Below are 10,437 nucleotides of genomic sequence, written 5' to 3' on the forward strand. Positions count from 1 at the left end.
TGCCGGTCGCCGGCCCCGACGCCGCATCCGCATGCACGGTCGTCACGACGCCCGGCACCTTCTGCGAGTAGTCGAGGGTCAGCGCGCGCGTGAGCGCCGCCTGCGACGCGTTGAACGGATCGAGCAGCGTGGCCTGCGCGCCGACGAGCGCGGTCGCGCGGTAGTTGAACGCGCTGTCGACGCCCGTGTACTCGCCGTCCTGCGAGCCCTGCGCGATCGCCGTCTGCGGGCTCAGGAACGAGATGCCCGATTCGTCGTCCGCGCTCGGCGCCCCTTGCGTGAGGTCCGCGTTCGCGGCGCCGGTGCGGATGAAGATCGGCACGAGCTGGTTGCGCAGCTTGCCGACGATCAGGATCCCCTTGCCGGCCTTTGCCGGATCGAGCGCGGCGAGCGTCGGAGGAATCTGCGGCTGGTAATTGAGCGACTGGAATGCCGGCGCATCCGGGCGCAGCGTGAACGGCTGGTTCACGGTCGCGCTCGACGCAAGCGGCTGCCCGCCGTTCTTCTTGCCGAAGTTGTCGGTTTCCGTATAGCTGCCGTCCGCATTGATCGTCACTTTCTGGTCGAGCGCCACCGGCTGGAAGTTCTGCGACGGCACCTGGTGATAGCCGAGCTGGTTGTACGTGCCGGCGATCTTCGTCAGGTCGGTCTCGAGCGACGAGAAGCTGATGAACGGGTAGTACGGGAACGTCGTCTTCGGGATCTTGCCGACGCCGATCACGCCGTCGAACTGGATCGTCGCACCGGGGATCGCGCCGCCGAGCACGCCTTCGCCGAGGAACAGCCGCGCGGGCCGGCTCGGGTCCAGGCTCGCGTTCTGCATCCGGAACGTGCACTGGTTCAGCTTCACCGTCGGCAGCCCGGTTTCGTCGGCCAGCGTACCGTCGACCACGTTCGCGGGCGCGGTGTCGCGCGTCGGCTGCACGGTGCCCGCGGTGGTGGGCACCGGCGACGCGAGGTAGGTCATCCGGTACGTCATCTTCGTCGTGTCGAGCTGCACCTTCACCAGCTCGCCCGACCCGGAGCCGCCGATGAACACCGTGTTGTAGTCGATCGTCTGCGGACACAACCGGACCACCGGCGCGGGCGGCGGATCGCCGTCTCCGCCGCATGCGGCCAGCACGGGCGCGAGCGATGCCGCGGCCATCCAATGCTTCAAGTTCATAGGAATCCTCTTGAAATTCGGTTCACCGGCGGCAGCGCATGCGCCGCCGGTGTGACGTGTTCAATGCCGGGTTACTGGACGAACGCGCCGATCGTGAAGAACGGGTTGACCTGGTTGTTGTTGACGACCATCGCGTAGACGTTGCCGGCCGTCACGATCCAGCCCGTATCGCCCTTCTTGAAGATCGCCACGTTGCCGGTCGCGCCTTTCGCGTTGAAGTCGCTGCTGGCCGTGACCTTGACCTTGCCGGGCGACGCCTGCGTGTAGTCGAGCCCGAACTGCGCGGTCGGCGACGACGTTTGCGGATCGATGAACGCCGCCGTATTGCCCTGGAACAGCGTCGACGTGTAGTTCGCCGCGATGGTCGACACGGCGGTGCCGTCGCTGCAGTTGCCGGCAGACGGCGTGAAGTAATTGAAAGCCGTGTTGAACGTGCCGGGCAGGTCCGGATGCGGAACGAACGGATTGAAGCTCGGCCCCGGTCCTGCGGCGCTGCTCGACGGCCCGTTGTTGGTCACCACGCCGCACGCGGATGCGCTCGTCGCACCGATGAACCCGCCCTTCAGCAGGTTAGGCGCGACGGCCGTGGCCGGCGCGAGCATCGAGATGCCGACCTCCGCATCGGCCACCGAGCCCAGCGGATTGCCCGGCGCGGCAAACGCATACCCGACGCGGATCACGATCGGCACCAGCGCACCGTTCAGCTTGCCGACGATCATCACGCCGTGCGCCTGGCTAGGCACGAAGATCACGAGCGGCTGTCCCTGGCCGGCGGACGGATAGGCCTGCCCGGATTGCGCATTGCTGACGAATACGTTGTCGGGCGTGCCGTCCGCATTCTTGCGCAAGGTCCACGGCGAACCGGTCGTCTGACACGAGTAGTCGCTGCCTTGCGTGATCGTGCAGGAGCCGTCCGCATTGAGCGTCTGGTTCCAGTTCACGACGTCCGGCTGCCAGCCTTGCGGCGTGGTGGTCTGAAAGGTGGTGCCGGTCGGCGACAGATGAATGCCGACTTCGTTGTACACGCCGGCCACCTTCGTGAAATCCGTTTCGGTGTCGGTGAAGCCGATGAACGGATAGAAGTCGAACGTGCGCGACGGCACCGAGCCGAGGAAGAAACCCGGCGCGAGTTCGATGCCCTGGAACGCGATCGTCGCGCCCGGAATTCCGCCGCCGACCACGCCGTTGCCGACGAACAGCATCGGCGGATCGGCACGATTGATCGTCACCGAATACGCACCGTCGCTCGTCGCGCCGCTGTCGAGCACGAACGCACAACGATTCTGCTCGGCCGTCGGGAGATTGGTCGGATGATGGAACGCGCCGCTGATCGTCAGGCCCGCGCGCGTGTTGTTGATCTGCCCTGCCGAGGTCGGCACCGACGAGTCGATGAACTGCATCTGGTAAGTCAGCTTCGTCGTGTCGAACTTCACCTTCAAGTATTCGCCGCTGCCGGCGCCGCCCGTATACGTCGTCGTGTAGTCGAGCGCGTCCGGGCACAGCTTCGTGACGACGGGCGGCGTCGTTTCGGCGCCGCTCGGCCCGCATGCGCTGCCCGAGCACTGCGGCACGTTGATCGGCCCCGGATCGTCGCCGCCGCCGCAACCGGCGACGAACGGCAGCACCAGCACCGCGCACGACAGAATCGCCTTCCGCCATTCAGGAATGCAAATCATCAACCCCTCCTTTTCAGGTACGACAAGTCTCGTCCGGCCGGGCTGCATGGCCTGCCGGTTGGTATCGCGCCGCCGCACGAATGCGCGGCGCATGATGCTGCACGCAAGACCGCCGCGATGCCGGTCGGGCATAGGCGGCACACGCCGCGGCGGTAGACAGGCGCGCTCCCGCAGCGCCGTCATGCGGCACGGCGCCGTCGGAACGATCGAAACGGAAAGTGGCTTGCCGCTACGGCTTGCCGCTACACGGCGAGGTGACGACGCAGGCCCGCGACCTGCGTCGCGCCTGCATTCGGCGAAAGATCGGGAAACGGCAGTCCCGCTGGCCCCTCGGATAGGCGTCTCATGATTTGGTCTCCATACGTACGCTTGATTCGTTTTCGTGATGCGTCGTGTGTCGAGACTATGAGCGGACCCTTCCCGCAAGTAAATGGATGCAGAGTTCCAAACGACGGAAACCGCGCGATCCTAGCGTTTATACGGTATTTAACAGATTTTCAAACGGCCTTCATTTTATTTGCTCAGACAAATAAACGCCGCGTGGAACACGCGTTTGAACGGCGCCCGCCAATCCGCGCCGAATCAGGCCGCCCGGCCTTCAGCGGGCCGCGCGCATGCCGCGGCACAACCTCAGACGTCGATGATCGCGAGCGTGCCGTGGCTGCCGGGCAGCACCGCGTGGCGCGTGCCGGCGCGCGCGAGGTACATCTGCCCGGCGCCGACCACGACCGTTTGCGCTTCGACCTCGAGCATCAGCGTGCCGTCGAGCACCAGCAGCCCCTCGTCGTAGTCGTGCACTTCCGCTTCGTAAGGCTGGGCATCCATGCGCAGTACCTTGATCCGGGCCGGCCCCACTTCGCCGACGATCGTGGATTTCCATGCGCAGGCCTGCGCGTTTGCCACGGATTTGAAATCGATCAAAGACATGCGCGCCGCTCCATATCGCCGAGAAAGGAACGCATTATCGCGAGCGCCAAACGTGCCGTCCCGGTACGGCGCAAGGGCCGGCGGGCAGCACAGTCGGCCAGCCTGTCGGACGGCCGCGCGAGCCCGGGCCGATTGACGGAAAACAACCGGAATTGTTCGCATCATTCAAATAAAGCACCGAATCGTTGAGCAATATCAGCGCAATCCACGCAAATTCGGCACCGACATGCGCCGGCCTTTCCATCAGAATGCATTTCGATCTGCCGATTGCTAATATGGCGGTCCCGCGATCCCGCACCACCCTGCCGTTCGACATGACGCCCGTTCGCCATGCCGCGCCCGATCCCGGCCGCTTCGCAGCGGCGGCGCCGGGCACGCGCGGCGCCGGCCGTCGCGCCGGCCGGCCGTGCCATCCGTGAGCATGCAACCGATCCTTTCCGTCTCCGACCTCTCCAAGACTTACGCGTCCGGCTTCCAGGCGCTGAAGCACGTGACCCTCGACATCCGCCCCGGCGAGATCTTCGCGCTGCTCGGGCCGAACGGCGCCGGCAAGACGACGCTGATCGGCTCGATCTGCGGCATCGTCACGCCGACCGAAGGCCGCGTGACGGTCGGCGGGCACGACATCCGCGATCAATACCGCGCGGCCCGCGAAATGATCGGCCTCGTGCCGCAGGAGCTGACCACCGACGCGTTCGAAACCGTCTGGGCCACCGTGTCGTTCAGCCGCGGCCTGTTCGGCAAGGCGCCCGATCCCGCGTACATCGAGAAGACGCTGAAGGCGCTGTCGCTGTGGGACAAGCGCGACAACAAGCTGATGACGCTGTCGGGCGGCATGAAGCGCCGCGTGATGATCGCGAAGGCGCTGTCGCACGAGCCGCGCATCCTGTTCCTCGACGAACCGACGGCCGGCGTCGACGTCGAGTTGCGCCGCGACATGTGGAAGCTCGTCGATTCGCTACGCGAAAGCGGCGTGACGATCCTGCTGACCACGCACTACATCGAGGAAGCGGAGGAAATGGCCGACCGGATCGGAATCATCCTCGGCGGCGAACTCGTGCTCGTCGAGGAAAAGCGCGAACTGATGCGCAAGCTCGGCAAGAAACAGCTCACCGTGCAGCTCGAGCAGCCGCTCGCGGAGGTGCCGCCCGCGCTCGCGCCGTTCGGGCTCGAACGCGCGGAAGACGGCGCCGCGCTCGTCTATACGTACGACTCGCAGCGCGACGACGCGAGCATCGCGAAGCTGATCAACGCGCTCGGCTCGGCCGGCATCGGCTTTCGCGACCTGCACACGACGCAGAGCTCGCTCGAGGACATTTTCGTCAGCCTGATCGACAACCGCCGCAACGGCGTGCAAGGAGCCTGACCCATGAACTGGCATGGAATCCGCGCGATCTACCGCGCAGAAATGGCCCGCACGCGCCGCACGCTGATGCAGAGCATCATCGCGCCGGTGATCTCGACGTCGCTGTATTTCGTCGTGTTCGGCTCCGCGATCGGCTCGCGCATCAGCGACGTGAACGGCATCGGCTACGGGTCGTTCATCGTGCCGGGCCTCGTGATGCTGTCGCTGCTGTCGCAGAGCATCTCGAACGCGTCGTTCGGCATCTACTTCCCGCGCTTCACCGGCACGATCTACGAGATCCTGTCCGCGCCCGTGTCGTACTGGGAGATCGTGATCGCGTACGTCGGCGCGGCCGCGTCGAAGTCGATCCTGCTCGGCGTGATCATCCTCGCCACGGCCGGGCTGTTCGTGCCGCTGCACGTCCTGCATCCGTTCTGGATGGTGCTGTTCCTGGTGCTGACGGCCGTCACGTTCAGCCTGTTCGGCTTCGTGATCGGCATCTGGGCCGACAGCTTCGAGAAACTGCAGCTCGTGCCGCTCCTGATCATCACGCCGCTCACGTTCCTCGGCGGCAGCTTCTACTCGGTCGACATGCTGCCGCCCGCGTGGCGCGTCGTCACGCTGTTCAACCCGATCGTCTACCTGATAAGCGGCTTTCGCTGGTCGTTCTACGGGATTGCCGACGTGCACGTGTGGATCAGCCTCGCCGCGACCGCGCTGTTCCTCGTGATCCTGCTCGCGATCGTCGCGTGGATGTTCCGCACCGGCTACAAGCTGAAGAATTGACGCCGGCCGGCGTCACGCGCGCCGCCCGCCGATGACGCATTTGAGCAAGCAGGCGGCGCTTTTCCTCTGATGCGGCAGTTTGTGGTCGCGTCTACTGAATACGAAGCATCGGGGCCCTCGAGCATGCGCTGCGCGGCCCCTTTTTCATTTCAGAGGACGCCATGCCCGCCGCCACCGCTCCCGCCTCCGCCGCCGCCCGGCTCGAACGCCTGCCGTTCTCCGGCTATCACAAGCGGATCTTCTTCATCATCGCGATCGCGTTCTTCTTCGACTCGGTCGACCTCGGCACGATGACGTTCGTGCTCGGCTCGATCCGCAAGGAATTCGGGCTGTCGACCGCGGCCGCCGGCCTCGTCGCGAGCGCGAGCTTCTTCGGGATGGTGCTCGGCGCGGCCGTGGCCGGCCTGCTCGCCGACCGCTTCGGCCGCCGGCCCGTGTTCCAGTGGAGCATGGTGCTGTGGGGCGCCGCGTCGTACCTGTGCTCGACCGCGCAGAGCGTCGACGCGCTGATCGTCTACCGCGTGCTGCTCGGCATCGGGATGGGGATGGAGTTTCCGGTCGCGCAGACGCTGCTGTCCGAATTCGTGCCGACCGAGAAGCGCGGCCGGCTGATCGCGCTGATGGACGGCTTCTGGCCGCTCGGCTTCATTACGGCCGGCATCGTCGCGTATTTCGTGCTGCCGCAGTTCGGTTGGCGCACCGTGTTCGCGCTGCTCGCGATTCCGGCCGTGTTCGTGCTGGTCGTGCGTCGCATCGTGCCGGAATCGCCGCGCTGGCTCGAACATGCGGGCCGGCACGCGCAAGCCGATGCGGTGATGCAGACGATCGAGGCGAAGGTGATGCGCTCGGCCGGCGTCGCGACGCTGCCGCCGCCGTCGCGGCTCGCCGAACCGGCCGCCGCGCGCGGCCGCGGCGCGCTGCGCGAGATCTGGAGCGGCGTGTACCGCCGCCGCACGGTGATGGTGTGGCTGCTGTGGTTCTTCGCGCTGCTCGGCTTCTACGGCCTCACGTCGTGGCTCGGCGCGCTGCTGCAGCAGGCCGGCTTCGAAGTCACGAAATCGGTGTTCTACACGGTGCTGATCTCGCTCGGCGGCGTGCCGGGCTTCCTGTGTGCCGCGTGGCTCGTCGAGCGTTGGGGACGCAAGCCGACCTGCATCGCGTCGCTGATCGGCGGCGGCGCGATGGCGTACGCATACGGCCAGAGCGCGCTGTACGGCGGCAGCACGACGCTGCTGATCGTCACGGGCCTCGCGATGCAGTTCTTCCTGTTCGGGATGTGGGCGGCGCTGTACACGTACACGCCCGAGCTGTACGGCACCGGCGCGCGCGCGACGGGCTCGGGCTTCGCGTCGGCGATCGGCCGGATCGGCTCGCTGATCGGGCCTTACGTGGTCGGCGTGGTATTGCCGGTATTCGGTCAGGGCGGCGTGTTCACGCTCGGCGCGCTGTCGTTCATTGCGGCGGCCATCGCCGTGTGGACGCTGGGGATCGAGACGAAGGGCCTCGCGCTGGAGCAACTGGCGGCAGGCGACGAAGCGGGCGGCAACGGCCGCTATCCGGCGGCGGCGGACGAGGCGTCCTGATCGCCTGGCGGGTTTTCAAGCCGTTTCGAGCCGGGCCCCGGCACTCGATCTCGACATCCTGCTGCCGATGCACGGCCCGGCGATCACGCACGACAGCGTGCTCGCCGGTGCACACGCTCACTGCAAAGCCACCGCCGCGTCGGCCGCGGTGGCGATCATTCGGCCGCGATGCAGCCGGGGCATCAGGCGTCGGCGACGACGAACTCTTCGGCCGCCTTGCGCTGGACCGCGGCCATCACGGCCAGTTCGCGCTTGCTGCGCGCGTCGCCGGACACGACGCCCGTCGCATGCTTCGCCTTCGCACCCAGCGGGAAAAACACGAACGATGCGCCGGCCGGGGCCTCCGGCTCCGCGCGCAGGCGTTTGTTCAGGATTTTCAGGTACTTCTTCTTCGAGACTTCCTTAGCAGCCATGGCGCCCTCCGCGTAGACAGGATGCGGATCAGCATACCAGTTTTGCCGACGCGCTCCGTGACAGCGGCCGCACGCCGCCGCGCGTATCGATCTGCTCTAAAATCCCCGCTTACGCGACCTGCCGCGCCTCCCGCGGCCGCATGTCCTCATCGGAGCGCTTCCATGCATGTCGAATTGTTCGCGCGGCATCACACTTGCCCCGGCTGGCAGGGCGACATGGCCCGGCGCATTGCCGCATTCGACTGGTCAGCCACCGGGCTCGGCGCGATCGACGGCTGGTCGGCCAGCCTCGTCGCGGCCGTCCGCACCGTGCTCGCGTCGCCGCTGCCGCTGGTGATGCTGTGGGGCCGCCCCGGCTACATGATCTACAACGACGCATATGCCGGGTTCGCTGGCGGCCGCCATCCGTATCTGCTCGGTCAGCCGGTCGAACTCGGCTGGCCCGAAGTCGCCGATTTCAACCGCAACGTGATGAACACCTGCCTCGCCGGCGGCACGCTGTCCTATCGCGACAAGGCCCTCGTGCTGCTGCGCAGCGGCCGCCCCGAGGATGTCTGGATGGATCTGCACTACAGCCCGCTGCCCGACGACGACGGCGCGCCGGGCGGCGTGCTCGCCGTCGTCGTCGAAACCACCGAACGCGTGCTCGCCACGCGCCATCGCGATCGCGCGGAAGCGGCGCTGCAGGCCTCCAACGCCGAGCTGCGCGACCTGAACGAAACGCTCGAACAGCGCGTGACCGATGCGATCGCCGAGCGCGCGGCGGTCGAGGAACAGTTGCGTCACGCGCAGAAGATGGAGGCGATCGGCAACCTGACCGGCGGCATCGCGCACGACTTCAACAACGTGCTGCAGGTGATCAGCGGCAACCTGCAGATCCTCTCCGTCGAACTCGGCGCGCATGCGGGCGCGCAGCCGCGCATCGAGAACGCGAACAATGCCGTGCGGCGCGGCGCGCAACTGGCGTCGCACCTGCTTGCGTTCGCGCGGCGCCAGCCGCTCGCGCCGACGACGCTGAACCCGTGCCGGCTGATCGACGGCATGAACGAGATGCTGCACCGCGCGCTCGGCGAAACGGTGCGGATCGTCCCCGTCCTGTCGCCCGACGTCGGCAACGTGCTCGCCGACCGGCACCAGCTCGAAAACGCGCTGCTGAATCTCGCGATCAATGCGCGCGATGCGATGCGCGGCGAAGGCACGCTGACGATCGCCGCGTACAACAGCACGCAGCCCGGCCATGCGGCCGGCACGGGCCGCGCACCGATGCCGCCCGGCGAATACGTGACGTTCGAGATCGCCGACACGGGCGCCGGCATGACGGCCGACGTGCTCGAGCGCGTCTTCGAACCGTTCTTCACGACCAAGCCGGACGGCGAAGGCACGGGGCTCGGGCTCAGCATGGTGTTCGGCTTCGTCAAGCAGAGCGGCGGCCATGTGTCGATCGACAGCACGCCCGGCGCGGGCACGACCGTGCGCCTCACGTTTCCGCGCTGCCACGAGGCGGCCGACGAGCCCGCACGCACGCCGCAGCACGACGCGGTGCGCGGCCGAGAAACCATCCTCGTCGTCGAGGACGATGCGGATGTCCGGCTGACGGTGGTCGACATGCTCGCGCAGCTCGGCTACAAGGTCATCACGGCATCCGACGGCGAAGCCGCGCTGCGCGTGCTCGACAGCGAGACGCCGATCGATCTGCTGTTTACCGACGTGATCATGCCGGGCCGCGTGAAGGGCGGCGAGCTCGGGCGCCGCGCCGCGCTGCGCAAGCCGCCGTTGCCGGTGCTGTTCACGTCCGGCTATACGCGCGACGAAATCTTCCATGCGGGGCGGCTCGATCCCGGCGTGATGCTGCTCGGCAAGCCGTACCGGCGCGACGAACTCGCCGCCCGGATCCGCAGCGTGCTCGACGCGCATGCCGACGCGGCATGACGCGTTGCGTTGCCGACAGCGCCCGCCGTCATTTCGATCGCCGCTGAATTTTTTCGCCCGCCATGTCGATTCGCGTCGCCGTCGCGCGTCGGGTTGTCGTAACCGTTCGTTTTGCCGTCGTACCGCCGGCAAACGCCCCCTTCCCGTTCAAGGAGAGACGACAATGCGCGTCATGGTCATCGTCAAGGCCACCGCCGATTCCGAATCCGGCCGGATGCCCGACACCGACATGCTGGCCGCGATGGGCCAGTTCAACCAGGCACTTGTGAAAGCCGGCATCCTGCTCGCGGCCGACGGGTTGCACCCAAGCAGCCGCGGAAAGCGCGTGCACTTTTCCGGCCAGAGCCGCACCGTCATCGACGGCCCGTTCGCCGAAACGAAGGAACTCGTCGCCGGCTACTGGCTGTGGCGGGTGAAATCGATCGAAGAAGCCGTCGAATGGGTGAAGCGCTGCCCAAACCCGAGGCCCGGCGACTCCGACATCGAGATTCGCCCGCTGCTCGAGGCCGAGGATTTCAGTCCCGCCTTCACGCCCGGGCTGCGGAAGCCGTAAGCGCCCCGCCTCCGGCGGTCGGCCCGACTCGGGCATCCTGACCGCGAGGCGGCCGGCGCG

Annotated in this window: 10 protein-coding genes; 6 read left to right on the top strand and 4 right to left on the bottom strand. The window is 67.0% G+C overall.

Features of this window, described 5'->3' with window-relative positions; translation table 11 throughout:
• From AC3IFE_RS33740 to AC3IFE_RS33750, 3 genes are all read right to left on the bottom strand, one after another.
• Positions 1-1,165, bottom strand: a 1,165-nt coding sequence (locus AC3IFE_RS33740) for a DUF2957 domain-containing protein (RefSeq protein WP_489194722.1), incomplete at its 3' end; no start/stop codon positions are given.
• Positions 1,166-1,236: 71 nt separating this feature from the next.
• A complete protein-coding gene (locus tag AC3IFE_RS33745) occupies positions 1,237-2,841 on the bottom strand; it encodes a DUF2957 domain-containing protein (RefSeq protein ID WP_489194724.1) in 1,605 nt (534 codons plus the stop codon).
• A gap of 630 nt (positions 2,842-3,471) precedes the next feature.
• A complete protein-coding gene (locus AC3IFE_RS33750) occupies positions 3,472-3,768 on the bottom strand; it encodes a cupin domain-containing protein (protein WP_489194726.1) in 297 nt (98 codons plus the stop codon).
• Between the two features lie 185 nt (positions 3,769-3,953).
• On the opposite strand from AC3IFE_RS33750, the gene AC3IFE_RS33755 reads away from it, so the two are divergent.
• The 4 genes from AC3IFE_RS33755 to AC3IFE_RS33770 all read left to right on the top strand — a co-directional run bounded on the left by AC3IFE_RS33755 (position 3,954) and on the right by AC3IFE_RS33770 (position 7,482).
• Positions 3,954-4,187, top strand: a complete 234-nt coding sequence (locus AC3IFE_RS33755) for a hypothetical protein (protein WP_179233536.1) — start codon at positions 3,954-3,956, stop codon at positions 4,185-4,187.
• A gap of 2 nt (positions 4,188-4,189) precedes the next feature.
• Positions 4,190-5,134, top strand: a complete 945-nt coding sequence (locus AC3IFE_RS33760; protein WP_006481959.1) for an ABC transporter ATP-binding protein — start codon at positions 4,190-4,192, stop codon at positions 5,132-5,134.
• A gap of 3 nt (positions 5,135-5,137) precedes the next feature.
• The gene (locus AC3IFE_RS33765; protein ID WP_489194729.1) at positions 5,138-5,899 is read left to right on the top strand and encodes an ABC transporter permease; all 762 of its coding nucleotides are present in this window, start codon (positions 5,138-5,140) and stop codon (positions 5,897-5,899) included.
• A 161-nt stretch (positions 5,900-6,060) separates the two neighbouring features.
• Positions 6,061-7,482: an MFS transporter gene (locus tag AC3IFE_RS33770; RefSeq protein ID WP_089470422.1), complete on the top strand. Its 1,422-nt coding sequence runs from the start codon at positions 6,061-6,063 to the stop codon at positions 7,480-7,482.
• A gap of 182 nt (positions 7,483-7,664) precedes the next feature.
• On the opposite strand, the gene AC3IFE_RS33775 is transcribed toward AC3IFE_RS33770, so the two are convergent.
• Positions 7,665-7,895, bottom strand: coding sequence for a hypothetical protein (locus tag AC3IFE_RS33775; protein ID WP_089470423.1), 231 nt, complete (start codon positions 7,893-7,895; stop codon positions 7,665-7,667).
• A gap of 162 nt (positions 7,896-8,057) precedes the next feature.
• On the opposite strand from AC3IFE_RS33775, the gene AC3IFE_RS33780 reads away from it, so the two are divergent.
• Both AC3IFE_RS33780 and AC3IFE_RS33785 read left to right on the top strand, forming a co-directional pair.
• Positions 8,058-9,824, top strand: a complete 1,767-nt coding sequence (locus tag AC3IFE_RS33780; RefSeq protein WP_489194732.1) for an ATP-binding protein — start codon at positions 8,058-8,060, stop codon at positions 9,822-9,824.
• A gap of 163 nt (positions 9,825-9,987) precedes the next feature.
• A complete protein-coding gene (locus tag AC3IFE_RS33785; RefSeq protein WP_489194764.1) occupies positions 9,988-10,377 on the top strand; it encodes a YciI family protein in 390 nt (129 codons plus the stop codon).
• Positions 10,378-10,437: the final 60 nt, after the last annotated feature.

Source organism: Burkholderia sp. APQ4-4ca (assembly GCF_057837105.1).

Coding starts and splice junctions, on each gene's coding strand:
- AC3IFE_RS33745 (WP_489194724.1), bottom strand. CDS start 2,841: ATGATTTGCATTCCTGAATGGCGGAAGGCGATTCTGTCGTGCGCGGTG.
- AC3IFE_RS33770 (WP_089470422.1), top strand. CDS start 6,061: ATGCCCGCCGCCACCGCTCCCGCCTCCGCCGCCGCCCGGCTCGAACGC.
- AC3IFE_RS33775 (WP_089470423.1), bottom strand. CDS start 7,895: ATGGCTGCTAAGGAAGTCTCGAAGAAGAAGTACCTGAAAATCCTGAAC.
- AC3IFE_RS33780 (WP_489194732.1), top strand. CDS start 8,058: ATGCATGTCGAATTGTTCGCGCGGCATCACACTTGCCCCGGCTGGCAG.
- AC3IFE_RS33750 (WP_489194726.1), bottom strand. CDS start 3,768: ATGTCTTTGATCGATTTCAAATCCGTGGCAAACGCGCAGGCCTGCGCA.
- AC3IFE_RS33765 (WP_489194729.1), top strand. CDS start 5,138: ATGAACTGGCATGGAATCCGCGCGATCTACCGCGCAGAAATGGCCCGC.
- AC3IFE_RS33760 (WP_006481959.1), top strand. CDS start 4,190: ATGCAACCGATCCTTTCCGTCTCCGACCTCTCCAAGACTTACGCGTCC.
- AC3IFE_RS33785 (WP_489194764.1), top strand. CDS start 9,988: ATGCGCGTCATGGTCATCGTCAAGGCCACCGCCGATTCCGAATCCGGC.